This is a genomic window from Microbacterium sp. B19, from assembly GCF_000333395.1.
GTDB lineage: Bacteria > Actinomycetota > Actinomycetes > Actinomycetales > Microbacteriaceae > Microbacterium.
Window position 1 is genome coordinate 1 of sequence record NZ_BADA01000378.1, and the last position, 26,992, is coordinate 26,992.

Consider the following 26,992-nt stretch of genomic DNA (forward strand, 5'->3'; position numbering starts at 1 on the left):
CGCTCGGCACGAACATCCACGCGTAGAGGTCGCCGAGGCGCTGACCGATCCGGTTCGGCGGGGTCTTCGTGAGGATGAGGACGCTGAGGAGCGTCAGGACCGAGAGCGCATGAATATTCGCCGGATCGGCCCCTCGGATACCCTAGGGGGGTATGGTATCCATCATGAACGGGTACGACGGACACAAGGACGACCTGCAGAAACGTCTGCGGCGCGTCGAGGGCCAGGTGCGCGGCATCGCGCGAATGGTCGACGAAGACAAGTACTGCATCGACATCCTCACGCAGGTGTCCGCCGCGACGAAGGCGCTCGAGACCGTCGCGCTGTCGCTCCTGTCCGATCACCTCAGCCACTGCGTCGCCGAGGCCAGCGCGGAGGGCGGCCAGGTCGCCGCCGAGAAGATCCGCGAGGCCAACGACGCCATCGCCCGGCTCGTCCGGTCCTGACCCCCGAGGAGAACACCATGAACGAACGCATCGATCTCGGTCTCCGCGAGGCCGCGGCATCCACTCCCCTGCCGGAAGGCGCGGTGATCCAGGAGATCGGCGTCACGGGGATGACGTGCGCGCACTGCGTCCGCAGCGTGACCGAGGAGATCTCGGAGATCGCGGGGGTGCACGGCGTCTCCGTCGACCTGCGCGTCGGCGACGTCTCGCGCGTCACGATCGCCAGCGAGACCCCGCTCGACGCCGCCCTCGTGCGCGACGCCGTCGAGGAGGCCGGCTACGCCCTGGCGGCCGACCCGTCATGAGCACCACCGACGTCGAGCTCGACATCACCGGGATGACGTGCGCCTCGTGCGCCACCCGCATCGAGCGCAAGCTGAACAAGCTGCCCGGCGTCGAGGCATCCGTCAACTACGCCACCGAGAAGGCGCGCGTGCGCGGCGACGACCTCGACCCGGCAGACCTCATCGCGGTCGTCGAGGCCGCGGGATACGCGGCTGCGGTGCCCGCGCCCCCGGTCCCGGAAGAGGTCGCGACCGACCCCGAGACCGACGCCCTCCGCCGGCGCCTGCTCATCAGTCTCGCGCTGGCCGTGCCGGTCGCGCTGCTGTCGATGATCCCCGCGCTGCAGTTCTCCAACTGGCAGTGGCTCGCGCTCACGCTGACCGCTCCCGTCGCGGTGTGGGGCGCGTGGCCCTTCCACCGCGCGGCCGCGATCAACGCCCGCCACGGCGCTGTCACGATGGACACGCTCATCAGCCTCGGCGTCATCGCCTCCTTCGGCTGGTCGCTCTACGCCCTGTTCTTCGGCGGCGCGGGCATGCCCGGGATGACGATGAGCTTCACACTCTTCGGCGCACCGACCGCCGGCGCGCACGAGATCTACCTCGAGGTCGCCGCGCTCGTGACGGTGTTCCTCCTCGCCGGCCGCTACGCCGAAGCGCGGGCCCGCACGGCTTCGGCGAGCGCGCTGAAGGCCCTGCTCAACCTCGGCGCGACCTCCGCGACGAAGCTCGACGACGGCCGCGAGCGCACCGTCCCGGTCGCGAGCCTCGTCGTCGGCGACGTCGTCGTGGTGCGTCCGGGCGAGAAGATCCCGTCGGACGGTCTCGTCACCGACGGAACGTCGGCGGTGGATGCCAGCATGCTCACCGGCGAATCCGTGCCGGTCGAGGTGGCACCCGGCGCCCGCGTCGTCGGTGCCACGATCAACGTCGGTGGGCGCCTGGTCGTCGAGATCACGCGCGTCGGCGCCGACACCGAACTCGCCCGAATGGGGCGCCTGGTCGAGGAGGCGCAGACCGGCAAGGCCGAGGTGCAGCGGCTCGCCGACCGCGTCTCGGCGGTCTTCGTGCCGGTCGTGATCCTGCTCGCCGTCGCGGCGTTCGTCGGATGGCTGGTCGCGGGGGCGCCGCTCGAACTCGCGTTCACCGCCGCCGTGGCGACGCTCATCATCGCGTGCCCGTGCGCGCTGGGCCTCGCGACCCCGACCGCGCTGCTCGTGGGCACCGGGCGCGGGTCGCAGCTCGGCATCCTGATCCGCGGTCCGCAGGTGCTCGAGCAGACGCGCCGCGTCGACACGATCGTGCTCGACAAGACCGGCACCGTCACCACCGGCCGCATGGCCGTGACCGACGTGCTGCCCGCCGCGGGCGTGGACCGGGCCGAGCTGCTCGCCGCCGCCGCGGCCGTCGAGGGCGGGTCGGAGCACCCCGTCGGGCGCGCGATCGCGTCCGCCGCGGGAGCCGTGGCCCCCGTCGAGTCGTTCGCCGCGCACGCGGGGTACGGCGTGCAGGGTGTCGTGGACGGTTCCGCCGTCGTCGCCGGCCGGCTGTCCTGGCTGCGGGATCAGTGGAGCGTGGAGGTGCCGGCATCCGAGGTCTCCGACTCAGAGGCGAGCGGAACCGTCGTCGCCGTCGCGCGCGACGGGCAGTACATCGGCGCGATCGTCGTCGCCGACACGATCAAGCCGACGAGCGCCGAGGCGATCGAGCGGTTCCGCCGCCTGGGCCTGCGTCCCGTACTGCTCACCGGTGACAACGCCGCGACCGCCGCCCGCGTCGCCGCCGAGGTCGGGATCGACGACGTCCGCGCCGAGGTCACGCCGGCCGAGAAGCTCGACGTCGTCCGCGCGCTGCAGGCCGAGGGACGGGTCGTGGCGATGGTGGGCGACGGCGTCAATGACGCCGCGGCCCTCACGGCCGCCGACCTCGGCATCGCGATGGGCGGAGGGACGGATGCCGCGATCGCGGCGAGCGACGTCACGGTGGTGTCGGGCGATCTGCTCGTGGTCGCCGACGCCGTCCGCCTCGCGCGCCGCACGCTCGGCACCATCAAGGGCAACCTGTTCTGGGCCTTCGCCTACAACGTCGCCGCGATCCCGGTGGCGATGGCCGGTCTGCTGAACCCCGTCGTCGCGGCCGCCGCGATGGCGCTGTCGTCGGTGTTCGTCGTGACCAACAGCCTGCGGCTGCGGCGGTTCCGCGCGGAGCCGACGGCGGAGCACTGACCTCCCCCAGGACGCACGCGAGAAGAGACGGATGCCATGACCTCGCACGACCATTCGATGCACGGCGCGACCGCGGCGATGTCGGACGAGCACGCGATGCACGGCTCGGGACACACAGCGCACGCGGGCCACGAGGGGCATGCCGGCCACGTCGCGCGCTTCCGTCGCCTGTTCTGGACGATGCTCGTGTTCGCGGCCCCGGTCGTCGGTTTCTCCGCGATGTTCGCCGACCTCGTCGGCTACACGCTCCCGGACGCCGAATGCGTGCCGTGGGTGTCGCCCGTGCTCGGAACCGTCATGTACGTGTGGGGCGGCGCGCCGTTCCTGAGCGGAGCGGTCAGCGAGATCCGCGGGCGCGCCCCCGGGATGATGCTCCTCATCGCCCTCGCGATCACCGTCGCGTTCCTGGCCTCGTGGGGCGCGAGCCTCGGCCTCCTCCACCACGAGCTCGACTTCTGGTGGGAGCTCGCGCTGCTGGTCGTGATCATGCTGCTCGGCCACTGGATCGAGATGCGCTCCCTCGCCCAGACGACGTCGGCGCTCGACTCGCTCGCGGCGCTGCTCCCCGACGAGGCCGAGCGCGTCGACGGCGACACGACCGAGTCGGTGCCGCCGTCCGCGCTGACGGTCGGCGACGTCGTGGTCGTCCGCCCCGGCGGACGCGTCCCCGCCGACGGACGGATCATCCAGGGCTCGGCTCAGCTCGACGAGTCGATGATCACGGGCGAGTCCCGCGCCGTCCCCCGCGGAGAAGGCGACCCCGTGGTCGCAGGGACGGTCGCCGCCGACTCCGGCATCCGGGTCGAGATCACCGCCGTCGGCGACGACACCGCCCTCGCCGGCATCCAGAAGCTCGTGAGCGACGCACAGACCTCGACGTCGCGCGCCCAGCGTCTCGCCGACCGCGCGGCCGCATGGCTGTTCTGGTTCGCGCTGGGGTCCGCGGCGATCACCGCGGTGGTGTGGACTCTCGTCGGGATGCCGGACTCCGCCGTCGTGCGCACGATCACGGTCCTCGTCATCGCCTGCCCGCACGCGCTCGGGCTCGCGATCCCCCTCGTCGTCTCGATCGCGACCGAACGCGCGGCGCGCGCAGGGGTGCTGGTGAAGGACCGTCTCACACTCGAGAGCATGCGGACGGTCGACACCGTCCTGTTCGACAAGACGGGCACGCTCACGCGCGGCGAGCCGGCCGTGACGGCCGTCGACGCTGCCCCGGGAACCGATCGCGACACCGTCCTGGCGTGGGCTGCCGCCGCCGAAGCCGATTCGGAGCACCCGCTCGCCGGCGCGATCGTCCGCGCCGCCGAAGCCCGCGAACTCGACGTCCCGGCATCCGCGGACTTCTCGTCATCACCGGCGGTCGGCGTGCGGGCGAGCGTCGCCGGGCGCACGGTGCGCGTGGGCGGTCCGGCCCTTCTCCGCGAGGAGGGTGCCCGCGAACTCCCGGTCGCCGAGGAGTGGCGCGGCGACGGCTCGATCGTGCTGCACGTCGTCGCGGACGGCGAGACGGTCGGTGCCCTGCGCCTGGCCGACGAGGTCCGGCCCGAGTCCGTGACCGCGGTGCGCGCTCTGGCGGATCGAGGTATCGAGGTCGTGATGATCACCGGCGACGCGCAGACTGTCGCCGCCGCGGTGGCGCACGAGCTCGGCATCCGTCGGTTCTTCGCGGGCATGCGCCCGGAAGACAAGGAATCGACCGTCGCCGAGCTGCAGGGCGAGGGCCGACGCGTGGCGATGGTCGGCGACGGCGTCAACGACGCGCCCGCATTGGCGCGCGCCGACGTGGGCCTCGCGATCGGCGCGGGAACCGACGTCGCGATCGCCTCCGCCGGAGTCGTTCTCGCGAGCGACGATCCGCGCTCGGTGCTGTCGGTCATCGAGCTCTCGCGCGCGAGCTACCGGAAGATGCGCCAGAACCTCTGGTGGGCGGCGGGGTACAACCTGCTGTCCGTGCCGCTGGCCGCCGGAGTGCTGGCCCCGATCGGCTTCGTCCTGCCGATGTCGGTCGGTGCGATCCTGATGTCGCTGTCGACGATCGTCGTGGCCCTCAACGCGCAGCTGCTCCGCCGTCTCGACCTGCGCCCGGATGCCGTGGCCCCGGTTCGCGCGGCGCGCTGATTCGCCGGGTCCGCGGCAGGCCTCCGCAGCCGACAGAGGATGTGGCACTGCATGAGAAACCCAGAGACGGCCGCCGATGCCTCACATCCCGGCCCATCAGTTAACTGATATCTCGGAATCGACAACGGCGCCGGTGTGCTGGTCACGAACAGCAACCCGGTAAAGGCCGGAATAGAGCTGAATGTCCGCGGGGTCTGGAAACTTCATGACCACCTTGCCTTCGCGGTCGAAGGTACCGCCCCCGCCATAGACGAGGTTGCACTTGTCTGTAATCGGTGGCGTTATTTTGGGGCATACGCCTCCCTCAACGTACGAGGGCTGGGCTATCTCGATGTCGACTCCCGCACCCGGTGTCCCACCGGTCACTTCGATCTCGGAGAATGTCGAGCCGTCAACGTCGAGCGACGGGTTTGAGATTCCGAGACTGAGGTTCTGCACGGCATCAGGTGCGCCAGGGGATGCTGGACCGCTGACGCTCGATGTCGTTCGGTCGGTTTGTGCCTGGTCCGCAACAATTTGGACGACAAGGAAGATCACGATCGCGATCGAGATCCCCAGAAGACCGCTGCCCTTTTCGACGTGCTTCTTCAGAACCTGCGTCAGAACGATTCCAACCAGGGCCGACGCAATGACTCCAGCAATCAGCGAGACGACACTCATAGAGCGAGCATGCACGATACCGCGAGCGAACGGTCCATCGATTCGGCAACACGTGTGGTGCGCGCCTGCCTAGGTCGAGCGGGTGGAACGGCCACCGGCGCGAGGTGTTGGACAGGATGGCTGAGCCCTGAGAAACGCGAAACCCGGGCCCCACAATCAGCAGGAAATCCCGGGTTCACTTCCTCCGCCACCGCGATGGAGAGGCATAGCGAGTAGTTGGGGAGCGGATCGTTCAACGAGACCGTGCTGTCACGCCATGCGCAGGTCGGCCTCGATGGCGCGGGCCGCGGCGAGCAGCGCCGGGATCAGCCGGTCAGTGACCTCGGCCTCGGGGTAGCGGCCGCTCGCCATCGAGAGGTTGATGGCCGCGACCACCGTCCCGTCTCGGCCGTGGACCGGCGCCGCAAGGGACTGCAGCCCGGGCTCGAGTTCGCCGTCGACGCGGGCCCAGCCCTGCGCGCGGACCCGCTCGAGTTCCTGCCGCACGGCGGCGGGGTCGGTCAGCGTTCGGGGGGTCCGGGGCGCGAGGGGCTCGGCATCCAGGATCCGGTCTCTTTCGTGGATGGATGCCGCCGCCAACAGGACGCGACCCATGCTCGTGATCGCGGCCGGGAAGCGCGTGCCGACCGTGATGCCGACCGACATGATCCGGCGCACGGGGACGCGGGCGACGTAGACGATCTCGGCGCCGTCCAGCACCGCGGCCGATGCGCTCTCACCGACCGCGCGCGACAGCGCCTCGAGGTGCGGCTGCGCGACCTCGGGGAGCGACAGGGCCGAGAGGTAGCTGTAGCCGAGCTCCAGCACGCGCGGGGTGAGGGCGAACGAGCGCCCGTCGTTACGGACGTAACCGAGGCTCTGCAACGTGCGGAGGAACCGTCCCGCGGCGGCGCGCGTCACGCCGGCGCGGCGCGCGACGTCGCTGAGCGTCAGTTCGGGATTCTCGGCGTCGAACGCGCGGATGACCGCGAGCCCGCGCACGAAGGCCTGGACGACCTCGCCGGGGCCGTCGCTGTCGTCGCCGAGAGCGGAGGCGAGGGGTTCGGCGTCGGTCACCGGCTCACCCTATCGATCGGGCGAACCGAAGACCCGGCGTAGGGTGTGCACGTGACTCCGGGGGCGCTCATCATCGGTGCGGTCGGGCTGGGCCTGATCGCGGTCATCGCGCTGTGCGCAAGCGGGGTGATCCCGCGAGGGTGGGCGGTCGGCATCCGTCTTCCCGCGCTCCAGCAGAGCGACGCGGCCTGGCGGGCCGGGCACGCCGCGGCGCTCGTTCCGTACGCGGTGTTCGCCGTCGTCGGGGCGCTCCTCGCGCTCTCGCCGCTCGTGTTCCTGAGCCTCGCGGACTGGGCGCCCCTGCTCACCACGGTCGCCGTGTTGGTGGGGCTCATCGTCGGCTCGGTGCGCGGTGTGAGGGCGGCGAACAACGCCGCCGCGAGCGACGACGCGCGTCGACGCTGACCCTCACCGCTCCAGGACGACGGCGAGGCCCTGACCCACGCCGATGCAGATGGCGACGACCGCGACTCCCGAGCCGCGGCGGGCGAGCTCGTGCGCCGCGCGGCCGATGATGCGGCCGCCGGACGCACCGAGCGGGTGACCGATCGCGAGCGCACCGCCGTGGACGTTGAGCTTCTCGGGGTCGAGATCGGGCCATCCGGCGAGGCACGCGAGCGACTGCGACGCGAAGGCTTCGTTGAGCTCGACGAAATCGACGTCGGCCCACGTCTTGCCCGCCCGGGCGAGCGCCTTGTTCGCGGCCTCGATGGGGGCGATCGGGAACACGTCGGGGTCGACACCGTGGGCCGCGCGGCCCGCGATGCGCGCCAAAGGCTCGGCATCCAGGACTCCCTCGCCGCCGATGAGCACCGCGGAAGCGCCGTCGTTGATCGGCGACGAGTTGCCCGCCGTGACGCTCCCCTGCCCGTCCGCCGCGAACAGCGCCTTCAGCCCCGCGAGCTTCTCGACCGAGGTGTCGTCGCGGATGCCCTCGTCACGGCTCAGGGCGACACCGGGCACGGCGACGATCTCGCCGTCGAAGACACCCGCCGCCCACGCGGAGGCGGCCCGCTGGTGCGACCGGACGGCGAAGGCATCCTGAGCCTCCCGCGTGATGCCCCACTCGCGCGCGATCTTCTCGGCGGATTCGCCGTTCGAGATCGTCCAGTGCTTCGGCAGGGCGGGGTTCGTCATGCGCCAGCCAATCGCGGTGTTCCACATCGTCGCGTTGCCGACCGCCGGGAACGGCTTCGCAGCCTTCTCGACGACGTACGGCGCGCGGCTCATGGACTCGACGCCACCGGCGAGCACGATGTCGGCGTCGCCGGACTCGATCGCACGCGACCCCTGGATCACGGCCTCGAGCGACGACGCGCAGAGCCGGTTCACTGTCGTCCCGGTGACGATCGTCGGGAAGCCGGCGAGCAGCGCGCCGAAACGGGCGACGTTCCGGTTGTCCTCCCCGGCCTGGTTGGCATCCCCGAAGACGACATCGTCGATACGGGCGGGGTCGAGACCGGTCCGCTCGATGGTCGCCTTCATCACGAGCGCGGCCAGATCGTCGGGACGAACGGATGCCAGGGCTCCCCCGGCGCGACCGAACGGCGTGCGGACGGCGTCGTAGACGTAGCTGGCGGTCATGTCAGGCTCCTCGCTCGATCAGCGTGAGACCGAGGAGCTCCTCGATCTCGGCGTGCGTGTTGTCGCCGAACAGTTCCCGCACGCGGAAGCCGTCGGGGGTGACGTCGAAGACGCCGTGGTCGGTGTAGACCCGGGAGACGCAGCCGACACCGGTGAGCGGATAGGTGCACGTCTCGACGAGCTTGGGGGCGCCCTGCTTGGTGAGCAGGTCGGTCATGACGTAGACGTCCTTCGCGCCGATCGCGAGGTCCATCGCGCCGCCGACGGCCGGAATCGCCCCGGGCTCGCCGGTCGACCAGTTCGCCAGATCGCCGGATGCCGAGACCTGGAAGGCCCCCAGCACGCACACGTCGAGGTGGCCGCCGCGCATCATCGCGAACGAGTCGGCGTGGTGGAAGTACGCGGCTCCGGCGAGCGCCGTCACCGGCTGCTTTCCGGCGTTGATCAGGTCGGGATCGACCGATCCCTCGGCCGGCGCGGGGCCCATGCCCAACATTCCGTTCTCGGTATGCAGCACGATCTCGAGCCCCTCGGGCAGGTAGTCCGCCACGAGGGTGGGGGCGCCGATGCCGAGGTTCACGACGGCGCCTTCGGGGATGTCGGACGCCACGCGCGCGGCGAGCGCGGTGCGGGAGACGCGGGTGGTCATGCGTCCGCTCCGTTCCGGGCGAGCGGGCGCCCCTCGATGTCGACGCCGCCGACGAAGACGCCGTCGTGGAGCCAGCGGCGTTCGCCCACGGCCACGACCCGGTCGACGTACAGGCCGGGGGTGATGACGGCCTCGGGGTCGAGGTCGCCGAGGGGCACGATCTCATCGACCTGCACGACGGTGGTCTTCGCCGCGGCGGCCATGATCGGTCCGAAGTTGCGGGCGGTCTCGCGGTAGACGAGGTTGCCCCAGCGGTCGGCGCGGCGCGCGCTGATGAGGGCGACGTCCGCGTGGATCGGGTACTCGAGGACGTAGTCGCGGCCGTCGATGCGCCGCGTCTCCTTGCCCTCGGCGAGCTGCGTGCCGAACCCGGTGGGGGTGAAGAACCCGCCGATCCCGGCGCCGGCCGCGCGGATCCGCTCGGCGAGGTTCCCCTGCGGCACGAGCTCGAGCTCGATCTTGCCGTCGCGGTACAGGCCGTCGAAGACCCACGAGTCGCTCTGGCGCGGGAACGAGCAGATCATCTTGCGCACCTGACCCGCCTTCAGCAGTGCGGCGAGGCCCGTGTCGCCGTTGCCGGCGTTGTTGTTGACGACGGTGAGGTCGCGGGCGCCGTGCGCGATGAGCGCGTCGATGAGTTCGACGGGCTGCCCGGCGCGGCCGAATCCGCCGATCATCACGGTCGAACCGTCGGCGATGTCCGCCACGGCCGCCGCGACGTCCGGCACGGTCTTGTCGATCATGATTCCTCTGTTCGTTCAGCGAACGCGTGTTCGTTCAGCGATCATACGCCGAGGAACGTTTCTCCGCCAGAGTCCCCCTCCTCATCCGATCGGATGAGATTCCTCCGCACGTTGGTCCGGCGTGCAGCGGAATCCCGGGGCGCCGGCTCCACCGTCACCCTTCGGTCCACCCCGCACCAGCGCAAGCTGGAAGCAGTGAGACGTCGGGCGGCACGGGCTCGCTGCCGGAGGCAGTCTCCGCGCACGGCCGCGACGATCGTGCGTCACCGACGGGTGAGGGCCGGCCATTGGGGGCGGCCCTCCCCCCTCGGTCAGCGGATCCCGTCGCGCGGCACCAGTTCCTCGCGCACGCGCACGCCCCACAGGGCGAGTTGCGTGCGGTCCGCGACGCCGACCTTGCGCAGCGCCGCGTGGATATGGGTCCGCACGGTGTTCACCGACACCCCGAGCTGTTTCGCCACGTGCTCGTTCGAGGTGATGCCGTCGCTCAGCAGACGGACGACCGCGAGCTCGGACGGACTGAGGGATGCCACCTTCCCCCGGTCCTCGTCGGTGATCCGCCGCTGGACCACGTCCGCGAGCAGCGCCGGCGTGACGCGCGTCGACACGATGCCCTCGCCGCGGTGGACCGAGCGGATGGCATCCACGAGTCGCGCGCCGTCGTGCGTCTTCAGGAGATAGCCGCTCGCGCCGTTCGACAGCGCGCGACGAACGAGGTGGTCTTCCCCGTGGCTGGTGAGGGCGATCACGCGGACCCTGCCGTCCGAGTCCTCGATGACGGCGCGTGTCGCGTCGAGGCCGTTCATGCCGGGGATCTCGAGATCCATGAGGATGACGTCGGGACGCTCGCTGAGTGCCGCGGTGACGGCATCCGCCCCCGTCGCCGCCTCCCCGACGACGACGACATCGTCGACGTGGTCGAGGCGCAGGCGGACGCCGCGCCGGAACGTCCGGTTGTCGTCGACGATGAGCACCCGGATCGCGTGGCCGTCAGTCACGCACGATCTCCCGGGGGCGGGCGAACGGGATCTCGACCGCGAGGTGCCATCCGCGGGACTCGTCGCCCGAGGCATCCAGGGTTCCGTCCACCAACGCGAGCTTGTCGCGCAGGTTCTCCAGACCCCACCCGAGGCCGAGGTCGTCCTCGCCGGGCCGCGAGTGCCGCGGAGACCCGTTCGTGATGCCGGCGTGGAGACGTTCGGCATCCACCGTCACCCGCACCTCCACGGGCGCACCCGGAGCATGCTTCGCGGCATTCGACAGCCCCTCCTGCACCGCGCGATACGCCGTCGACGAGACCACGACGGGCGCCTCGTCGACATCACCCCGGACCTCGAGGGAGACGTCCATCCCGCGTTCGCGCCAGAATCGGGCGAGAGTCTCGAGGTCGCGGAGATCGGGAGTCGGCGCGTGCGCGACGTCCTCCACGGAGCGCAGATCGCCCAGGGCGCCGTAGAGGCTGGCCGCCGCGTATCGCCCCTCGGCACGCACCTCCTCGATGAGCCGCAACGCCTGATCCGGGTGCGCGGGCGCCAGCTCGGCGGACGCGTCGCACAGCGACACCAGCCCCGCGAGGTGCTGCCCCGCGACGTCGTGCAGCTCCTGCGCGATGCGCGCTCGCTCGGTGGCGCGCGACCTCTCGATCGCCGCCGCCTGCTCCTCCTCGAGATCGATCGCGCGCTGTCGCGCCCGCGCCGCACGTCGCTCCAGCACCGCCCACAGGATGCCGAGCGCGACACCCGCGAACGACGTGGATGCCAACGACGTCCCCTCCGTGAGGAGGAACCCGATCACCTGGTCGGCAGGTGTGCCGATCCCGGCCGCCCACGCCGCCAGGACCACGCACGCGCCGACCACGCCGAAGGCCGCCCACGCGGCGGCGACGGAGGGCGGGCGGGCGGTCCCCACCGCGAACATCGCGATCGCGATCACAAGGTGCATCGGCCCGGCCCAGTTCGGCACCGCCAGCCCCACCGCGACGACGAGATAGAGGACGACGGTCGCAAGCATCGCCAGAACGGGACGGGATGCCACGAGCATCAGGCTCGCGGCCTGGGCAAGGCAGGCCAGGATGACGAGCACGATCACGACCGCGGGTGTGAGCGGCCCGTCCCACGTGCCGCCCCCACCGAACAGCGTGAGGACGGGCACGCCGCACACCTGCACGACGGTGGCGAGGAACACGACGGCGGCGAACAGCGGCGATCGCATCATCGAGACGACCCGGGGGCTGGCGACTGTCTCCATCGCACCTTCCTACCGGGCGAAGGTGTCGCGGCGCCATCCGGGGTCCTGACGATCTCGGTCAGGGCGCCCGGAGAGCCACCACGAACAACGTCCCGAAGTCGACCGCGAGCAGGAGCAGCGCGAGAGCGACGAGAACCAGCAGCATCCTGTCTCGCCGCATTCCGTGTGCGCGGTGCCGTCGCGCTGCCGGGTGCTCCTGAAACGTCGAGCGGCGCCGCACTCCCTCGGTCGGGAAGGGCATCACCGTGGGACGGAGCCGGAGTCCACTACCGCGTCGGACGGCGCTTCCTGCCCGGAGTAGGCGGCCGCGATCCTCAGCGCGACGGACGGCTCTCGTCCCGCCGCGATGAGACGCGCGACCGCCGCGATGCGCAGGCTGGCCGCGCCATCTCCGTAAGGGCTGGGGACCGACGGGTCGGGCCGCTCGGAACGAAGGAATCGCGCGACGGCCGCGGGGATGTCGATACCCGGACGAATGAGCGTCGCCCACCCCGCGTCGATGGCCTCCGGCCGCTCCGTGCTGTTGCGGATCACCGCAACAGGGACCTTGAGGACAGTCGCCTCTTCCTGCACACCACCCGAGTCGGACACGGCCACCGTCGCGGCGGAAAGGACCTGCAGGAAGTCCGAGGACGCCGGCGACGCGTGGAGGATCAAGCCGTTCGTCTCGCGCTGCAGCCCGAAGCGTTCGATCGCCGCGCGGGTACGCGGGTGGACGAAGAACAGCACCGGCATCGCCAGACCCTGCAATCCCCGCAGGATGCGGGCGAGCGCCGGAGCGGAGTCCGTGTTCTCGGGGCGGTGGATCGTCGCAACCGCGAACGCGGGTGGGATGGACCCGTTCGGGAACCAGGATGCCACCGGGACGCTGCTTCGACGGATCGCCCGGTGCGTCGCCTCCACGACCGTGTTCCCCGTCACCATGACGACCTCCCTGTCGATGCCCTCGTTGATGAGGTTGACGGCGCTGCGGTGGGTCGGTGCGAAGTGGACGTCGGCCAGCGCACCCGCGACGAGGCGGTTGATCTCCTCCGGCATCGCCCGGTCGTAGGAGCGGAGTCCGGCTTCGACGTGACCGACGGGGATGCCGAGGTAGTTCGCCGCCTGCGCCGCCGCCGAGACCGTGTTGGTGTCTCCTTGAACGAGCACGATCCCGGGCCGCTGCTGTTCGAAGACTCGGGTGAGACCGACCAGCATGCGGGAGATCTGTTCGGCGCGCGGTTGCCCCCCGACCCCGTCCAGACGCACGTCGGGCTCACCGATGCCGAAGACGGCGCGGTACTGACCGGAGAGCTCGTGGTCGTAGTGCTGACCGGAATCGACGACGTATGCATCGTCGCCCAACTGTGTGATGACGGGGGCGAGCTTGATGATCTCCGGCCGCGTGCCGTACACGACCGCGACCTTCCCCAGCCGGCTCATCGCACGGCCCTTGCTTCGACCTTGACCATCTCGGTGTCCTCGCAATCTGTTCATTCCGACGCGCCGGGAAGGCGCTGAAGGGAGGAGCGCGAGCGACACCGAACATGACGCGGATCGAAGACCGCTCAGCGCAGATCGATCGAGGCGAACTCGGCCGCGTCGCCCCGCGCGTCGAAGATCCGGGAAACCCGCCGGACATGGTCGAGCACGACCATCCGAGTCACGACGCGGATCGTCGGCTCTGCCCGCTGGATCGTCGCCTCGAAGACTTCGAGAGCTGCCAGATGAGGCAGGGCGATCTCCACGAACAGGTTGTGGTCGCCCGCGACCAGACTCACCGAACTCACCCCCGCGAAGCGCGCGATTTCGCGCACCGCGTCGGAGACGTCGACGGGACGGACGCGGAGGCCCAGCCAGACCCTTGCCCCGTCCCCGGACGCGGAGGGGGCGAGACCTGCGCGCACGTGCAGCGCGCCGTCGGCGGTCAGTCGACGCAGTCGACGGGCGATCATGGATGCCGATACACCGATCGCCCGCGAGAGCTGCGCGATCGATGCGCGACCGTCACGAGCGAGTTCGAGACAGATCCGCCAATCGAGATCGTCGACGGGCGCGACCGAGGGAACGAGCGTGCCCCGCCGCACCTCCGGCAGGATCTCGCGGCCGCGGCGCGGCAGAGTTCCGGCCGCGGCGAATCCTCCTTCCCGGTGGACCGAGACGATGGGATGCGAGACGACGGCGTCCACGTCGGGGAGGGCGGGGAGCCGGTCGAGGACGAAGCGCTGGAGTCCCGCGGCTCCCACCGCCCCCGCCACGACGAACAGCGAGCTCCGACCGCTCACGATGTCGACGCTCAGCGCGTGGGGGTCTCGAGCCACCGTCGATGCGAGGCCCCGCAAACGATCGGCACGGCACGTGATCTCGACGAACGTCAAGTGGGTCTCCCGAGTGAACAGCGGGTACGACGTCACGTAGGCACGATTGGCCGCCCGCATCGCCTCCCATCTCCGCGCTGCCGTGACGGCGTCGATTCCGACCGCGGCGCCCACGGTGGTCCACGGAGCTCGGGGGGAGATCTCGAGCGCGTGAAAGATCGCGAGATCGATCTCGTCGAGCGTCTTCAATTCCTGCATCGCATGGGCCAATCGGGCGTGTTTCCTGCATTTCCGTTATTCAGACAAAGCCGTTGTGAGCATGTCGCCTGGCCGTTTACCCGAAACGACCGAAGGAGCTGCGCAGAATGACGCAAATCGCACAGTCCCCCGAGGAAAGCCACCTCCTCGACTCCGCTCGCGCCGGATCCTCCGAGGCCATGCGCGAGTTGTGGCGACAGCACCACGGCGCCGCACGCCGATATGCGGCATCGCTGACTCGCCGGTTCGACCCCGATGACCTGGTGTCCGAAGCATTCCTCCGGATCTTCTCGGCCATGCAGAACGGCGGGGGGCCGACCGGGGCCCTCCGCCCGTACCTCTTCGTCACGATCCGGAACATCGCGGCCCGATGGGCCAGGCTTCCCGGGGAGCGTTCTCTCGACGACATCGAAGAACCGGGTTACGACGCCGATCTGGGGGCTTCCCTCGTCGCGCTCGCCAATCGGGAGAAGCTGCAGGACGCGTTGCGCTCGCTCCCCGATCAGTGGCAACAGGTTCTGTGGGCGACCGAGGTCCACGGGGAGCGACCCGCCGAGCTGGCGCAACGATTCGGCCTGCGGCCCAACAGTGTCGCAGCCCTCTCGTACCGCGCGCGCGAGGCACTGAAGCAGGCATGGGTCCAAGCCCACGTCGGGGAGGACTTGGGCACGGGCGAGCATCGATGGGTGCGGGAGCGTATCGGTCGGTACGTGTGCCACGCGCTGACACCGCGTCAGCGGTCCCGCTTCCAGAGCCACGTCGATGACTGTGCCCCCTGCTCCGCGGTGCTCCAGGACGCCGATCATCTCGCCGTCCTCCCGATCGGAGTGAGCGCGCTCGTGCTCTTGACCGGGATCACCACGCCGGTGTTCGCGCAGCCGAGTAGCGCGAGCGCTGCAGCCCTCACGGCCTCGACGACCAGCCGCCCTCGCGTGTCGGCACGCGGGTTCGCGCGTACGGCACGCTCCGGACTCGCGACGACGCTGACCGCGACGGGGATCGTCGCCGCTGGGGCGATCGCCTCCGTGGCCGCCTGGAACGGCCTCTCCACTCCGGAGATCGCGACCCCCGCCGAAGCTCAGCCCGCGCCGTCGCCCACTCGCCAGTACGCCCCGGCCGTCCCGACGGCGGTCACCACCCCCGCGCCGCTCGAGCCGGCACCGCCCGCCGAGGGGGACAGCCCACGGAGCCCGGTCCGCAGCCCGGTCCTGAGCCCTCCCCCGCCTGCTCAGCCCGACTTCTCCCCCTCGACACCGCGCGAGGAGGGCGGGGTTCCGACGACTGAGCAGACGGCATCCCCGAGCATGTCGACGGTGTTCACCCTCTCGAGCATTCGGGCGGGGGGCGAGGGCATCGCCATCGTGGCGATCGAGAACGACGGGGAACCGCTCACCCAGCGAACCGGCGGGGTCGCAGGGTCCGTCGCGGTCTTCCACGCACCCGCGGGGGTGACGTTCCCTCCGCAGGAGGCTCTGTTCAACGACTACGAATACTCCGGGGCAGGTCGATCGGCATCCGCCCTCGCCTTCACCGGCTGCACGAGCGACACCGACGGGTCCGTTCTCCGATGCGGCGTCGAAGCCGCCGGCGGGAATCCGGCCGATCCGCGGGAGTGGGTCTGGCGCACCGGCGACACACGGCGAATCTACGTCCGCGTCGCCGTTGCCGATGGCATCCCCTCCGGCTCGCTCCACGGTTCCGCACGACTCGAGCTGACCGCGACGGGGGGCACGCGCTCCTTCGACCGACCCTGGAGCATCGACGTCCCGTCCCCTCCCCCGGCGGGCGCACCGGTGGTCGACACCATCGACCCGACCGGCGATCAGATCACCATCGCTGGGGAAGCGGCGCCGGGGCACGGAGTGACCGTCCGCATGGCGTCGACCGTCGTGGGCAGGGCGACGGCGGGCGCCGACGGCCGGTGGGCGACGACCATCCCCTGGGGCGTGACGGGCGACCTGACGGCTGAGGACGACTGAGGGCACCGCGCGCTCCGCGTCAGCGCACCGCGTCCGCACCCTCGAGGGCGCTCCCCTTCTCGGCTGTGTCCTCGGCGAGCGCCGCGCCCCAGAAGAGGGTGATCGTGGCCAGGAGGATCGCCCCGGTGATCATCACGACGAGCGACTCGATGATCCCGTTCGCCCAGGCATGGACGGGCGCGGTCGCGATGAGCCCGACGACTCCGACGAGCATCCCGACCAACCGCTGAACGATCATCGACAGCGTCTGCTCGACAGCGAGGCACGAGACGAGCAACCAGAAGTACCCCACGGCCATGACGGATGCCGAGAAGCAGACCACCCACCCGAGGAAGTAACTGCCGGTGATCGACCAGAACAGCGCACCGGCGAGCAGGAGGGCGGTGTGTGTCGCCAGCTGCACGCCGGCGGCACGGAAGCGCGCGATGTAACGCTCACTCAGGCGCGCGAGGAGTGCGCGCTGGGCGACCGAGCGGACCCCGAACAGGACGGTGAGCAGGAGGAACACGCACACGCGCAGCCAGAATGGTCCGTCGACCACGGTCGTTCCGGCGAACTGCCACAACAGGGCCGCGCCGGCGCCCACGATCGTGAGGTCGATGACGAGGGTGAGGACGTGGATCAGGGCGACAGCCGCGCGGGGCGCGAGGAGCGACCGGCGACTCGGGCGCCGCTGCGGCTTCTTCGACGTACGCGACGATGCGGCGAGCGGGGCGGTGTCTGGTTCGGACATCTTCACGGGGCTTTCGTTTCGGGTCAGTGGTCTTTCGCCGTCGGGCCGACGACATGGAGTTCGGCATTGCGCCGCGTCTTCGCCCAGCCGTTCTTTCCGCGCACGACCCGCCAGAAGGCGCGGGCGGTCGACGCGAAGATGTAGAGCACGAAGACCCAGAGTCCGAACCCGCGCGCGAGGGTCGCGGGCCAGCTCGTGCCGGGTTCGCACTGGACCTTGTAGATCACGGCCCAGATGAAGAACGGCGAGAGGCCGAACACGGCCCAGAGCACGATCGAGAGGCCCAGGAAGGTCCAGTTGTCCGTGAAACTCACGGGAGTCGCGAGGAACGACGTGATCAGCAGACCCCACAGCACGGTGAAGACGACGGCGCCGAGGAGTTGGATGAACGGAAGGAAGAGGTAGTAGACGCTTTCCAGGACGCCACCGGAGTCGAAGTGACGCGACCGAAGGATCTCGGTCAGGTACTTGATGCATTGAATGTTGCCCTGGGACCAGCGTGAACGCTGCACGATGAGCCGCCGAAGGCTCGGGAGAGCCTCCTGCGCGACGTACGTCGAGTGGACGTGCCGGTTCTCGTACCCGGCGAAGATGACGTGGAGCCCGAGTTCGTAGTCCTCGAGCAGCGCGCCGTGCCACGGGCGCCCGAACTGTTCGGCGATGGCATCCAGCACGGACAATCGCGTGAACTGGCCGTTCCCCCCGAGTCCGACGGTGCCGGTGCGCGAACGCAGGGCCTGCATGGCCGGGATGATCGTGCGGAACTCGATGTCCTGCATGCGGATGAGATACCTCGCCAGGGCATTCGCGGCGCGGCCCATGTGGGGGTACGGGTGGCGATCGTCCCGGTTCTTCATCCACACCGTGATCTGCGCGGCCCCCACTCGCGGGTTGCCGAAACAGGTCTCGGACGCGACCGCGGTGAGAGCGGTGGATGCCATCTCCCCGTCGGCGTCGACCACGCAGACGATCACGCGCTCGCGGTCGGCATCCGCGCCGAGCCAGTCGTTGAGTGCGGAATAGGCACTGTTGAGCGCATCGCCCTTGCCCGTGCGGGCCTCGGGGCGAAACCGGCGGACGAGGTGCACGTGGTCGTCGGTCGCGGCGTGCGCGAGGACGATCGCGGCGGTTTCGTCGTCGCTGTCGTCATCGACGACCCAGAGGTGCGCGCGGGGGAACCGCTCGCGCTGTCGGCGGATGGTCGTCGCGATCACCGCCTCTTCGTCGCGGCACGGGACGAAGATGTGCCATTCGAAACGGTCGGGGTCACCGGGTATTTCGGGCTTGCGCCGGAGGAACGGCACGAGGATGAAGGCCACGTACGTCAGGAACGAGACCGTCAACACCAGCGAGATCGACGAGAAGAGCGACAGCATCAGACGGCGCGTGTCCGCCGCGAGCGGAGCTTTCCGTTCGTCAACCGCACCAGCAGGACGAGGCCGGCGGTAAATCCCACGATCGCGATCGCCGAACCGACGTACCGGTGCGAGATCTGATAACCCAGGTCCATCCCCCACGTCTGGCTCGCCCAGCCGATCAGTCCGAGCCGGAGCTGATTGGTCACGACGATGACCACGATCATGGTCGCTCCCGCCAGGAGAGCCCGCGAAAGCGGAATCCGACGGATGAGCAGGATCGCCCCGTAGACGAGCAGCGCCGGGGCCAGGAGCACCGCGGCCGAGCAACTGGGCGTCACGTGGAACGCGATCGGGGTGCCACCGACCTGGACGACGAAGTTGTCGCGGGCCGCGACGACACCCCCGGCGAAGAGCGGATTGGTCCAGAATGCCGTCGCCAAGGCCTCGGCCACCGCGATCCCCTCGATGAACACGAGGGATGCCACGGCGGCGAGGATCGCGACGATGGCGAGCACGCGTTGCGCCCACCCGGGCCTGTCCCGCTGCTCGCGCGAGCGGTGGCGGCGACGAAGCTGATCGGACGACATGGCGTCCTGCCTTTCTTCTCCCGACCACGGGGTCCGACTCGTACCTGAACGGATCGGACCCCGCGGATTCAGGGGTTCGTGCGGTGGAGACGATGCGTGCGGATTCGGAGCAGCGCACCGATGAACAGCACGACCGCGGCGACCGCGAGTGCCGTCGTGGGGGACACCCCGCCGGTCGCGGCGAGGGTTCCCCCGGTGATGAGCACGGGCTGCGCACCGGCGCCCGGGCTATACACGGCTGTTCCCCGCCGCCTCGTTCCGCACGTCCATCAGACGCCCGCGGACTCGGCGGAACGCTTGCGACGGGTCGACGTGAAGCCGAGCGCCCCGAGACCGAGCACGCCGGCCGCGGCGACGCCGCCGCCCACCATCGGGTCGATCACCGGGCTGTCGGCCTGAGCGGGCGTCGAGAAGCCGAAGGTCGACTCGCCCGACGTGACGGAGAGGTCGGTGGGCGCGCCGGTGCCGGTGCGGGTGACGACCATGCGACCGTCGAACCGGGTGTTGAACGGAGCGTTCGCGTTCACCTGGATCGGCAGGATGTAGTACTGGTCGGGAAGGAGGTCCGCATTGGCCTGCGGGGCGTTGTAAAGGTTGCCCGCTCCGGACCATTCGCAGGTGATCTGCGACGAGGAGACGAGCGTGCAACCTTCATTCGTCGTAGCGCGCAGCACCTCGACATCGTTGTTGCGCTTGACGTAGGTGACGTCGTTGGAGCGGAACGTCGAGCCGGTCGGCGCGAAGAAGTCGATCTTGACCGCATCGTTCGTACCCGCCGCCGTGTTCGAAGCGATCGCTGCGGTCATCACCGTGCCGGCCTGCCCGGGGCTCAGAACCTGATTCGTTGCCGCGGGACCGAACGTCGTCGCCGCCGACGCACCCATCGCACTTCCCGACACGGCTGCAGCGACCAGAACGGCCACCGCACCCGCCTTCCATGCGCGTGAAATTCCACTCATGTGATTCCTCCTGTGTTGGCTGATTGCTCAGTTCTTCGTGGATGAACCCGTGCCAGACCGAGGGGATGAAGCCGACAGCCAGACGTGTTCGAAGGGGAGGATGCCGACGCGGCGACGCCATGACGCGAAACCCGAGAAACTCTTCGTTCTCCGGAAATGGCCGGGATTTCGCGTCATCCGCGGACGGAACATGCCTCCCTCCTTCAGGCCCGACGGAGATGGGGTCCACCGGAAGGAGAGACGCATGCTGATGCAGAGCAGTCGGGCAAAGGATCCCGTGAAGAGTTCGGCCACCGACGACACGACGGCGGCCGAGCGCGCCTGGACCGTCGGGCACGCTCGCGCGTTCATCGTCGGCCTGGTCGTGGCGCTCGTGGGGTTCTGGATGCCGGTCGTCTTCGGCTGGTACCTCTGGGCGACGCACGCGTGATGTGGCACGTACCGGCCACCGAAACGTTCCTTCCGGCGCGCGGCAACGCGATCGTGACGGTCACCGTGGTCGACGAGAACGGCTTCACCCACCACTACGAGCCGATCGAGACGCGGCGTGACACGGTTTCGCGTGCCCTCGCCCTCCTCACGCACACGCGCGATCGATGAGAATCCGTCGCTCCCGATTCTCGCCGGCAACGACGAAGGCCCCGGAAGATTCCGGGGCCTTCGTCGTTCTGTGCGCGAGGGGGGACTTGAACCCCCACGCCCTTGCGGGCACTGGCACCTGAAGCCAGCGCGTCTACCTATTCCGCCACTCGCGCGAGTCATGGCATCCGAGGATGCCTCGTACTCAACTTCCCGAGAATATCACGGTCGCGCGGGGCGGAAGAACCGTGTTCGACCCCCGCATCCATGACCTCCCCAGGCGCGCTGACTACGATGAGGCTACTGGTCTGCCTGCCTGAAGGAGTCTCGTGGGACTACTCGACAGTTTCGAGAGAGGTCTCGACCGCGCCGTGAACGGTGCGTTCGCGAAGACCTTCCGCAGTGGCATCCAGCCGGTGGAGATCGCCTCGGCGCTCCGTGCCGAGCTCGACAAGAAGGCCGTCGTGGTCACGCGTGAGCGCATCCTGGTGCCGAACGCTCTGACCGTGCGCCTCTCCCCCGCCGACGACGAGAAGATGAGCGCGTTCGGCTCGACGCTCGTGTCCGAGCTCGACACCCTGGTGCAGCAGCACGCGCGCACGCAGGGCTACTCGTTCGCGGGTCCTGTCACCATCTCGATCGAGCGCGACTCCTCCGTCTCGACCGGCACCCTGCGCGTCGACTCGGGCACGACCGAGGGTCAGGTCTCGTGGCGGGGTGTCGTCGACATCAACGGCACGCGGCATCCGCTGGTCAAGGCACGCACGGTCATCGGCCGGGGCAGCGACGCCGACATCACGATCCCCGACGCCGGCACGAGCCGGAAGCACGTCGAGATCCTGTGGGACGGCGAGCGCGCCATGGTCCGTGATCTCGGCTCCACGAACGGGACGACGCTCAACGGCCGCAAGGTGAGCGAGGCCGCTCTGCCGCCCGATTCGAAGATCTCGATCGGCCGCACGGATATCGTCTTCCGTGTGATCGCGCAGGCGCAGACCGCACGGCGGTCGACGCCGTCCGATGCGACACAGCTTTTCGACGTCCGGGACCGGGGGCCCCTGTCATGAGTCCACTGACTCTTCTTCTCCTGCAGGGCGGATTCCTGATCCTCCTGTGGTTCTTCGTGTTCGGCGTCGTGTATTCGCTGCGCGCCGACCTCTTCGGCGTGAAGGTGCGCAAGCTCCCCGAGCCCGAGGCATCCGCCCCCGCTCCGGCCGCCCCGGCGCCGGTCGCATCGCCGAACGCCGTGACGACGCAGGTCAAGCGTCCCGCAGCTCCCGCCCCGGCTCCGGCGGGGGGCCTCGCGACGACCGCCTCGGTGTCCCGCATCGTCATCACGAGCGGCCCCAAGGCCGGGCTCGAGCTGCCGCTCGGCACCGAACCGCTCACGATCGGCCGCTCGAGCGAATCGGGTCTCGTCATCCGCGACGACTACACCTCGAGCCACCACGCACGGCTCGTGCTGTGGGGCGACCAGTGGATGCTGCAGGATCTCGACTCCACGAACGGCACCACGCACGACGGGGTGCGCGTGGCATCCCCCGTTCAGGTGAAGGTGGGCGCGCCGATCAAGGTGGGCGCGACGACCTTCGAGCTGCGGAAGTAACGCACCTTGGTCTTTCAAGGCTCGAGCGCGGCGATCTCCCACACGGGCAAGGTCCGCTCCAACAACCAGGACTCCGGTTACGCCGGGTCCAACCTCTTCATCGTCGCGGACGGCATGGGCGGGCACGCGGGCGGTGACGTCGCCTCGAGTCTGGCGATCGCGCGACTGACCGACCTCGACCGGCCGTTCCCCAGCACCAGCGAAGCCGAGCACGCGCTGCGCGACGCCCTGGCCGACACCGCGACCGACCTCATCGACACGGTCGCGCGGCGTCCCGAGCTCGCCGGCATGGGCACGACCGTCAGCGCGATCATCATGGTCGACGACTACGCCGTGATCGGCCACATCGGCGATTCCCGCGTGTACCTCTACCGCGACGACACGCTCACCCAGATCACCACCGACCACACCTTCGTGCAGCGTCTGGTGGACTCGGGCCGAATCACCCCCGAGGAAGCCCGGTACCACCCGCGCCGTTCGGTGCTCATGCGCGTTCTGGGCGATATGGACCCCGACCCCGAGGTCGACACGTTCATCATGCCGACGCAGGACGGCGACCGCTGGCTGCTGTGCTCCGACGGGCTCTCCGGCGTCGTCGACGACGCGCACACCACGAAGGCCCTCGCTCTCGGGATGCCACCCGCCCGCACCGCGGACGCGCTCCTGAAGCAGGCGCTCGACGGCGGCGCACCCGACAACGTCACCGTCGTGATCGTCGACGTGGGCGGCCAGCACCCGGTGTTCATCGGCACGCCCACGATCGTGGGCTCCGCCTCGAACCCCACCGGCGTCGTCGTTCCCCCGGTGCGTGCCGCGCGGTCGCCGTGGCTGCACTCCGCGCGGCAGGCGGCGAACGAGCCGACGCACTTCGAGCCCGCGGCGGAGTTCCTCGAGGAGCTCATCGAGGAAGATCGACGCCGCGCGCGCCGCCGCCGGCTGGGCTGGCTCGCGGCCCTCCTCCTCGTGCTGGCGGCGATCGGGGTCGCCCTGTTCGCCGGCTACAACTGGACCCAGACGCGCTACTACGTCGGCGCCGACGACGACACGGTGGTGATCTACCGGGGGGTGCAGCAGTCGATCGGACCGATCTCGCTGTCGTCCGTCTACGAGGACACGGGCATCGTCCTCGCCGGTCTGTCCGACTTCGACCGTCAGGCCGTGGAGACGACGGTCTCAGCGCGTTCCCTGGCGGATGCCGAACAGATCGTGGCCCGACTGCGTCCGAAAGCGGAGGCCACCGGATGACCGACCAGAAACTCACGCGATCCGGCGAGGTGTCCACCGACACCGCGGTGATGCGCGCGCTCAAGAAGATCCGCACGCCCGCGAAGCAGCGCAACCGCGAACTCGGTCTGCTGCTGTTCGCGATCGCCGTGTACGGCTCGGCCATCGTGCTCGTGCAGCTCGGCGTGAACGGCACCGTGGAGTCGGGCTACCTCATGCTCGCCGCCATCCCGGCCGTGCTCGCGCTGATCCTGCACGTCGTCCTGCGCCTGCGCGCCCGCGACGCGGATCCGTTCGTCCTCCCCATCGCCACGGTCCTCACGGGCATCGGCATCGCGGAGATCTACCGCATCGACCTCGCGGTCGGCCTGAACGGATGGGATGCCACGGCCATCCGCCAGATCGCCTGGGCGGCGATCGCGCTGGTCGCGGCGCTGCTCGTGGTGATCTTCGTCCGCAACTACCGCGTGCTGTTCCGCTACACGTACCTCTCGGGCCTCGTCGGCATCCTGCTGCTCCTCCTGCCGTTCGTCCCGGGCCTGGGGACCGAGCAGAACGCCGACGTGTGGGTGTCGCTGGGCTTCGTGTCGTTCCAGCCGGGTGAGCTCGCCAAGATCGCGCTCGCGATCTTCTTCGCCGGCTACCTCGTGCGGACCCGCGAGAGCCTGACGTCGACGGGAACGCGCTTCCTGTTCATGACGTGGCCGCGCGCCCGCGAACTCGGCCCGCTCCTGATCATCTGGCTCGTCTCGCTCGGCATCATCGTGCTGCAACGCGACCTCGGTACGGGTCTGCTGATCTTCGGCATGTTCGTCGCGATGCTCTACGTCGCCACCGGCAAGACGAGCTGGGTCCTGATCGGTGTCGTGCTGGCCGCGACGGGGGCGTTCCTGGCATCCCGTGTCCTGCCGTACGTCAACGGCCGCTTCACGAACTGGCTCGACGCGTTCAATACGGACGTCGTGAACGCCGACGGCGGCAGCTACCAGCTGACGCAGGGCATCTTCGGTCTCGCCCACGGCGGTCTGTTCGGCACCGGCCTCGGCCAGGGGCGCCCGTACATCACCCCGCTGTCGCAGAGCGACTACATCGTCCCGAGCCTCGGCGAGGAGCTGGGCCTCGTCGGTCTGTTCGCGATCCTCGCGCTGTACATGGTGTTCGCGAGCCGCGGCATCCGCGTGGGCCTCGCCGGTCAGGACGACTTCGGCAAGCTTCTCGCGACCGGCTTCTCGTTCACGATCGCGCTGCAGGTGTTCATCATGGTCGGCGGCGTGACCCGCGTGATCCCGCTCACCGGCCTCACCACGCCATTCCTCGCGGCGGGTGGGTCGTCGCTCGTGGCCAACTGGATCATCGTCGCCTTCCTGCTCCGCATCTCGGATGCCGTGCGCAGCCGTCCCCGGGTGGTGATCGGCTGATGACCACGCCCACGATCCGCACTCGCAGCCGCATCCGGGAGGAGGCACCGTGACCAAAGAGCTCCGACGCCTCAGCATCGTCATGCTGGCGATGTTCCTCGCGCTGTTCGTGTCGACCAGCATCATCCAGGTCGGCCAGGCGGCGAACCTCGCGAACACCCCGGGCAATCGACGTGCGCTGTACGACTCGTACGAGATCCAGCGCGGATCGATCATTGCGAGCGGCACGGCGATCGCCTCGTCCGTCCCCTCCGACGACGTCTACAGCTGGCAGCGCCAGTACGTGGATGCCGCCATGTGGGCGCCCATCACCGGATACATGAACCCGGTCCTCGACTCGAAGACCCGGATCGAGTCCGCGGAGAACGCCGTGCTCAGCGGCTCCGACGAGAACCAGTTCTTCTCGCGCATCGACCGGGCGCTCACGGGGCAGGTTCCCCGCGGCGCGAACGTCGAGGTGTCGGTGGATGCCAACGTGCAGCGCGCGGCGTGGGACGCCCTGGGCAACCAGCAGGGCGCCGTCGTCGCGATCGAGCCCTCGACGGGACGCATCCTCGCCATGGTGTCCAAGCCGAGCTTCGACACCAACACGCTCGCCTCGCACGATCCGGATGCCGTGAACGCGGCGTACGACCAGCTCGCCGCCGATCCGTCGCAGCCGCTGGTCAACCGCGCGATCGAGGGCGACCTCAACCCGCCGGGATCGACCTTCAAGCTGGTCGTGGCCTCGGCGGCCCTGGCCTCCGGGAAGTACACGCCCGATTCGTCGTTCCCCAACGTCGCCTCCTACACGCTGCCGCAGTCCTCGAGCGTCGTGAGCAACGCCGGCGGCGGCACGTGCGGCGGCGGTGACACCGTGACGATCGCGACCGCCCTGCGGCTGAGCTGCAACATCCCGATGGCGGAACTCGCGGTCGAGCTCGGCGACGACGCGATCCGCGCCGAGGCCGAGAAGTACGGCTTCAACTCCTCCTTCTCGCTCGTCCCCGACTCGACGGCGTTCAGCTCGACCCCCTCGAGCTACCCCGCGAACCTCGACGCGCCGCAGACCGCGCTGAGCGGTTTCGGACAGGGCCAGGTGCGCGCGACCCCGCTGCAGATGGCGATGGTGTCGGCCGGCATCGCGAACGGCGGCGTCGTGATGAATCCCCGCATGATCGACCGGGTGATCGGTACGGATCTGTCGGTCCGGACCGAGGGCACGAACAGCGAGTACGGCCGCGCACTGGAGCCGAACATCGCCGCGCAGATGGTCACGATGATGACGGCGAACGTCCAGGACGGCGCGGCGTCGAATGCAAGAATAGACGGGGTCCAGGTGGCGGGTAAGACCGGCACCGCAGAGAACGACGCACGTCCCTACACTCTCTGGTTCACCGGCTTCGCCCCGGCGGACGACCCGAAGGTCGCCGTCGCTGTTGTGGTGGAGAACGGCGGGGGCCAGGGGCAGAGCGGGAGCGGCAACGAGATCGCCGCCCCGATAGCGAAGAAGGTCATGGAGGCGGTGCTGGGCAAATGAGACCGACGCAAGGAGTGACCTTCGGAGGACGCTACGAGCTGGATTCGCGGATCGCGATCGGCGGCATGGGTGAGGTCTGGGAAGCGACCGACCACGTCATCGGGCGTACCGTCGCGATCAAGATCCTCAAGGACGAGTACATGGGTGATCCCGGGTTCCTCGAGCGCTTCCGCGCCGAGGCCCGTCACGCCGCACTCGTCAACCACGAGGGCATCGCGAGCGTGTTCGACTACGGCGAGGAGGACGGCAGCGCCTTCCTCGTGATGGAGCTCGTTCCCGGTGAGGCCCTCTCGACGATCCTCGAGCGCGAGGGCTCGCTGTCGACCGACAAGACCCTCGACATCGTGGCCCAGACAGCCGCGGCCCTGCAGGCCGCGCACGCCGCCGGACTCGTCCACCGCGACATCAAGCCCGGCAACCTGCTCATCACGCCCGACGGCCGCGTGAAGATCACCGACTC

Annotated in this window: 28 protein-coding genes and 1 tRNA gene; 14 read left to right on the plus strand and 15 right to left on the minus strand. The window is 69.7% G+C overall.

Features of this window, described 5'->3' with window-relative positions; all coding sequences use genetic code 11:
• The first annotated feature begins 164 nt into the window (after positions 1 to 164).
• The 4 genes from I5G_RS13580 (at position 165) to I5G_RS22530 (ending at position 5,076) form a co-directional block, all read left to right on the plus strand.
• The gene (locus I5G_RS13580; protein ID WP_026095929.1) at positions 165 to 446 is read left to right on the plus strand and encodes a metal-sensitive transcriptional regulator; all 282 of its coding nucleotides are present in this window, start codon (positions 165 to 167) and stop codon (positions 444 to 446) included.
• Between the two features lie 17 nt (positions 447 to 463).
• On the plus strand, positions 464 to 751 hold the full coding sequence (locus I5G_RS13585; protein WP_022879543.1) for a heavy-metal-associated domain-containing protein: 288 nt from the start codon (positions 464 to 466) through the stop codon (positions 749 to 751).
• Positions 748 to 2,955, plus strand: coding sequence for a cation-translocating P-type ATPase (locus I5G_RS13590; protein WP_022879545.1), 2,208 nt, complete (start codon positions 748 to 750; stop codon positions 2,953 to 2,955). The genes I5G_RS13585 and I5G_RS13590 overlap by 4 nt, the downstream gene beginning before the upstream one ends.
• Before the next feature lie 96 nt (positions 2,956 to 3,051).
• Entirely contained in the window at positions 3,052 to 5,076 is a 2,025-nt protein-coding gene (locus I5G_RS22530) for a heavy metal translocating P-type ATPase (RefSeq protein ID WP_239642544.1), read from the plus strand.
• 96 nt (positions 5,077 to 5,172) lie between these two features.
• Here I5G_RS22530 and I5G_RS25425 read toward each other — a convergent pair whose 3' ends face one another.
• Together I5G_RS25425 and I5G_RS13605 are read right to left on the minus strand one after the other, a co-directional pair.
• Positions 5,173 to 5,736, minus strand: a complete 564-nt coding sequence (locus I5G_RS25425) for a hypothetical protein (RefSeq protein ID WP_026095931.1) — start codon at positions 5,734 to 5,736, stop codon at positions 5,173 to 5,175.
• Positions 5,737 to 5,985: 249 nt separating this feature from the next.
• Complete coding sequence (locus I5G_RS13605; protein ID WP_022879547.1) at positions 5,986 to 6,792, minus strand: IclR family transcriptional regulator C-terminal domain-containing protein; 807 nt, start codon at positions 6,790 to 6,792, stop codon at positions 5,986 to 5,988.
• Positions 6,793 to 6,843: 51 nt separating this feature from the next.
• On the opposite strand from I5G_RS13605, the gene I5G_RS22535 reads away from it, so the two are divergent.
• Entirely contained in the window at positions 6,844 to 7,197 is a 354-nt protein-coding gene (locus I5G_RS22535; RefSeq protein ID WP_187288850.1) for a hypothetical protein, read from the plus strand.
• 3 nt (positions 7,198 to 7,200) lie between these two features.
• Here I5G_RS22535 and I5G_RS13615 read toward each other — a convergent pair whose 3' ends face one another.
• The 7 genes from I5G_RS13615 to I5G_RS13650 form a co-directional block, all read right to left on the minus strand.
• Positions 7,201 to 8,376 (minus strand): thiolase family protein, encoded by a 1,176-nt coding sequence (locus I5G_RS13615; protein WP_022879549.1) that lies wholly within the window; start codon positions 8,374 to 8,376, stop codon positions 7,201 to 7,203.
• Position 8,377: 1 nt separating this feature from the next.
• Positions 8,378 to 9,025: a 3-oxoacid CoA-transferase subunit B gene (locus tag I5G_RS13620; protein WP_022879550.1), complete on the minus strand. Its 648-nt coding sequence runs from the start codon at positions 9,023 to 9,025 to the stop codon at positions 8,378 to 8,380.
• Positions 9,022 to 9,768: a 3-oxoacid CoA-transferase subunit A gene (locus I5G_RS13625; protein WP_022879551.1), complete on the minus strand. Its 747-nt coding sequence runs from the start codon at positions 9,766 to 9,768 to the stop codon at positions 9,022 to 9,024. The genes I5G_RS13620 and I5G_RS13625 overlap by 4 nt, the downstream gene beginning before the upstream one ends.
• Before the next feature lie 311 nt (positions 9,769 to 10,079).
• Positions 10,080 to 10,766, minus strand: coding sequence for a response regulator transcription factor (locus I5G_RS13630; protein ID WP_022879552.1), 687 nt, complete (start codon positions 10,764 to 10,766; stop codon positions 10,080 to 10,082).
• Positions 10,759 to 12,015 carry a histidine kinase gene (locus I5G_RS22540; protein WP_022879553.1) on the minus strand — a complete coding sequence of 419 codons (1,257 nt, stop codon included), beginning with the start codon at positions 12,013 to 12,015 and terminating at the stop codon, positions 10,759 to 10,761. The genes I5G_RS13630 and I5G_RS22540 overlap by 8 nt, the downstream gene beginning before the upstream one ends.
• Positions 12,016 to 12,255: 240 nt before the next feature.
• Positions 12,256 to 13,437: a non-hydrolyzing UDP-N-acetylglucosamine 2-epimerase gene (wecB, locus tag I5G_RS22545; protein WP_022879554.1), complete on the minus strand. Its 1,182-nt coding sequence runs from the start codon at positions 13,435 to 13,437 to the stop codon at positions 12,256 to 12,258.
• Positions 13,438 to 13,562: 125 nt separating this feature from the next.
• Complete coding sequence (locus I5G_RS13650; RefSeq protein ID WP_022879555.1) at positions 13,563 to 14,570, minus strand: Lrp/AsnC family transcriptional regulator; 1,008 nt, start codon at positions 14,568 to 14,570, stop codon at positions 13,563 to 13,565.
• Between the two features lie 107 nt (positions 14,571 to 14,677).
• On the opposite strand from I5G_RS13650, the gene I5G_RS13655 reads away from it, so the two are divergent.
• Positions 14,678 to 16,549, plus strand: a complete 1,872-nt coding sequence (locus I5G_RS13655) for a sigma-70 family RNA polymerase sigma factor (protein WP_022879556.1) — start codon at positions 14,678 to 14,680, stop codon at positions 16,547 to 16,549.
• A 19-nt stretch (positions 16,550 to 16,568) separates the two neighbouring features.
• Here I5G_RS13655 and I5G_RS13660 read toward each other — a convergent pair whose 3' ends face one another.
• From I5G_RS13660 to I5G_RS25925, 5 genes are all read right to left on the minus strand, one after another.
• The gene (locus I5G_RS13660; protein WP_022879557.1) at positions 16,569 to 17,288 is read right to left on the minus strand and encodes a hypothetical protein; all 720 of its coding nucleotides are present in this window, start codon (positions 17,286 to 17,288) and stop codon (positions 16,569 to 16,571) included.
• Between the two features lie 17 nt (positions 17,289 to 17,305).
• On the minus strand, positions 17,306 to 18,658 hold the full coding sequence (locus I5G_RS13665; protein ID WP_022879558.1) for a glycosyltransferase family 2 protein: 1,353 nt from the start codon (positions 18,656 to 18,658) through the stop codon (positions 17,306 to 17,308).
• The gene (locus I5G_RS13670) at positions 18,658 to 19,227 is read right to left on the minus strand and encodes an exosortase/archaeosortase family protein (protein ID WP_022879559.1); all 570 of its coding nucleotides are present in this window, start codon (positions 19,225 to 19,227) and stop codon (positions 18,658 to 18,660) included. Before I5G_RS13670 ends, I5G_RS13665 begins: the two co-directional genes overlap by 1 nt.
• A 68-nt stretch (positions 19,228 to 19,295) precedes the next feature.
• Positions 19,296 to 19,463: a hypothetical protein gene (locus I5G_RS25920; RefSeq protein ID WP_022879560.1), complete on the minus strand. Its 168-nt coding sequence runs from the start codon at positions 19,461 to 19,463 to the stop codon at positions 19,296 to 19,298.
• Between the two features lie 33 nt (positions 19,464 to 19,496).
• Complete coding sequence (locus I5G_RS25925; RefSeq protein WP_026095932.1) at positions 19,497 to 20,150, minus strand: hypothetical protein; 654 nt, start codon at positions 20,148 to 20,150, stop codon at positions 19,497 to 19,499.
• Positions 20,151 to 20,463: 313 nt separating this feature from the next.
• Here I5G_RS25925 and I5G_RS13685 point away from each other — a divergent pair, with 313 nt between their 5' ends.
• The gene (locus I5G_RS13685) at positions 20,464 to 20,616 is read left to right on the plus strand and encodes a hypothetical protein (protein WP_187288851.1); all 153 of its coding nucleotides are present in this window, start codon (positions 20,464 to 20,466) and stop codon (positions 20,614 to 20,616) included.
• On the plus strand, positions 20,616 to 20,786 hold the full coding sequence (locus tag I5G_RS25930) for a hypothetical protein (RefSeq protein WP_022879563.1): 171 nt from the start codon (positions 20,616 to 20,618) through the stop codon (positions 20,784 to 20,786). Before I5G_RS13685 ends, I5G_RS25930 begins: the two co-directional genes overlap by 1 nt.
• Positions 20,787 to 20,857: 71 nt before the next feature.
• Here I5G_RS25930 and I5G_RS13695 read toward each other — a convergent pair.
• Positions 20,858 to 20,941 (minus strand) — tRNA-Leu (locus I5G_RS13695).
• A gap of 153 nt (positions 20,942 to 21,094) precedes the next feature.
• On the opposite strand from I5G_RS13695, the gene I5G_RS13700 reads away from it, so the two are divergent.
• The 6 genes from I5G_RS13700 to I5G_RS13725 form a co-directional block, all read left to right on the plus strand.
• Complete coding sequence (locus tag I5G_RS13700) at positions 21,095 to 21,832, plus strand: DUF3662 and FHA domain-containing protein (RefSeq protein WP_022879564.1); 738 nt, start codon at positions 21,095 to 21,097, stop codon at positions 21,830 to 21,832.
• The gene (locus I5G_RS13705; protein WP_022879565.1) at positions 21,829 to 22,371 is read left to right on the plus strand and encodes an FHA domain-containing protein; all 543 of its coding nucleotides are present in this window, start codon (positions 21,829 to 21,831) and stop codon (positions 22,369 to 22,371) included. Before I5G_RS13700 ends, I5G_RS13705 begins: the two co-directional genes overlap by 4 nt.
• A gap of 6 nt (positions 22,372 to 22,377) precedes the next feature.
• A complete protein-coding gene (locus tag I5G_RS13710; RefSeq protein WP_022879566.1) occupies positions 22,378 to 23,616 on the plus strand; it encodes a PP2C family serine/threonine-protein phosphatase in 1,239 nt (412 codons plus the stop codon).
• Complete coding sequence (locus I5G_RS13715; RefSeq protein ID WP_022879567.1) at positions 23,613 to 25,013, plus strand: FtsW/RodA/SpoVE family cell cycle protein; 1,401 nt, start codon at positions 23,613 to 23,615, stop codon at positions 25,011 to 25,013. The genes I5G_RS13710 and I5G_RS13715 overlap by 4 nt, the downstream gene beginning before the upstream one ends.
• A 49-nt stretch (positions 25,014 to 25,062) precedes the next feature.
• On the plus strand, positions 25,063 to 26,532 hold the full coding sequence (locus tag I5G_RS13720) for a penicillin-binding protein 2 (RefSeq protein ID WP_022879568.1): 1,470 nt from the start codon (positions 25,063 to 25,065) through the stop codon (positions 26,530 to 26,532).
• A partial coding sequence (locus I5G_RS13725) for a serine/threonine-protein kinase (RefSeq protein WP_148286498.1) occupies positions 26,529 to 26,992 on the plus strand: 464 nt, incomplete at its 3' end. The genes I5G_RS13720 and I5G_RS13725, both read left to right, overlap by 4 nt.

Coding starts and splice junctions, on each gene's coding strand:
- I5G_RS13580 (WP_026095929.1), top strand. CDS start 165: ATGAACGGGTACGACGGACACAAGGACGACCTGCAGAAACGTCTGCGG.
- I5G_RS13585 (WP_022879543.1), top strand. CDS start 464: ATGAACGAACGCATCGATCTCGGTCTCCGCGAGGCCGCGGCATCCACT.
- I5G_RS13590 (WP_022879545.1), top strand. CDS start 748: ATGAGCACCACCGACGTCGAGCTCGACATCACCGGGATGACGTGCGCC.
- I5G_RS22530 (WP_239642544.1), top strand. CDS start 3,052: ATGCACGGCTCGGGACACACAGCGCACGCGGGCCACGAGGGGCATGCC.
- I5G_RS25425 (WP_026095931.1), bottom strand. CDS start 5,736: ATGAGTGTCGTCTCGCTGATTGCTGGAGTCATTGCGTCGGCCCTGGTT.
- I5G_RS13615 (WP_022879549.1), bottom strand. CDS start 8,376: ATGACCGCCAGCTACGTCTACGACGCCGTCCGCACGCCGTTCGGTCGC.
- I5G_RS13620 (WP_022879550.1), bottom strand. CDS start 9,025: ATGACCACCCGCGTCTCCCGCACCGCGCTCGCCGCGCGCGTGGCGTCC.
- I5G_RS13625 (WP_022879551.1), bottom strand. CDS start 9,768: ATGATCGACAAGACCGTGCCGGACGTCGCGGCGGCCGTGGCGGACATC.
- I5G_RS22540 (WP_022879553.1), bottom strand. CDS start 12,015: ATGGAGACAGTCGCCAGCCCCCGGGTCGTCTCGATGATGCGATCGCCG.
- wecB (WP_022879554.1), bottom strand. CDS start 13,437: ATGAGCCGGCTGGGGAAGGTCGCGGTCGTGTACGGCACGCGGCCGGAG.
- I5G_RS13650 (WP_022879555.1), bottom strand. CDS start 14,570: ATGCAGGAATTGAAGACGCTCGACGAGATCGATCTCGCGATCTTTCAC.
- I5G_RS13655 (WP_022879556.1), top strand. CDS start 14,678: ATGACGCAAATCGCACAGTCCCCCGAGGAAAGCCACCTCCTCGACTCC.
- I5G_RS13665 (WP_022879558.1), bottom strand. CDS start 18,658: ATGCTGTCGCTCTTCTCGTCGATCTCGCTGGTGTTGACGGTCTCGTTC.
- I5G_RS13670 (WP_022879559.1), bottom strand. CDS start 19,227: ATGTCGTCCGATCAGCTTCGTCGCCGCCACCGCTCGCGCGAGCAGCGG.
- I5G_RS25930 (WP_022879563.1), top strand. CDS start 20,616: ATGTGGCACGTACCGGCCACCGAAACGTTCCTTCCGGCGCGCGGCAAC.
- I5G_RS13705 (WP_022879565.1), top strand. CDS start 21,829: ATGAGTCCACTGACTCTTCTTCTCCTGCAGGGCGGATTCCTGATCCTC.
- I5G_RS13715 (WP_022879567.1), top strand. CDS start 23,613: ATGACCGACCAGAAACTCACGCGATCCGGCGAGGTGTCCACCGACACC.